This is a genomic window from Flavobacterium sp. ALJ2 (assembly GCF_015594725.1).
Lineage (GTDB): Bacteria > Bacteroidota > Bacteroidia > Flavobacteriales > Flavobacteriaceae > Flavobacterium.
Genome location: NZ_JADNRC010000095.1, coordinates 1 through 304 on the forward strand (window position 1 = coordinate 1; position 304 = coordinate 304).

Below are 304 nucleotides of genomic sequence, written 5' to 3' on the forward strand. Positions count from 1 at the left end.
TTCTTAACTTTAGATACCTTTTCAAAAACTTTTTCGCAACCCGAACGCACTTTTGCTCTTATGCCTGTTTCGCCTGTTCCTGTAAGATACCCCGCAACAGTATCCCCCAAGGATCATCTTTTACCGCTTCTTTATCATACAAAACTCCTTTTTTCTTTTTTTCTTTTTCTTTCCTAATGTAGGTATTACGCTGGTTGTTTAAAGTACCATCAAATAGTACTGCTAAAGTAATTTGCTTTATCGAGTTTTCCGTTTTATCTGGTGGCGTATAATTGCCAAAACTAATGTTTGTTGCCATCTGCTA

Annotated in this window: 1 protein-coding gene; it reads right to left on the minus strand. The window is 36.5% G+C overall.

Annotation, left to right across the window (positions count from 1 at the left end; genetic code table 11):
- Nucleotides 1-58 precede the first annotated feature (58 nt).
- Complete coding sequence (locus IUY40_RS19370) at nt 59-298, minus strand: hypothetical protein (RefSeq protein WP_195738475.1); 240 nt, start codon at nt 296-298, stop codon at nt 59-61.
- Nucleotides 299-304: the final 6 nt, after the last annotated feature.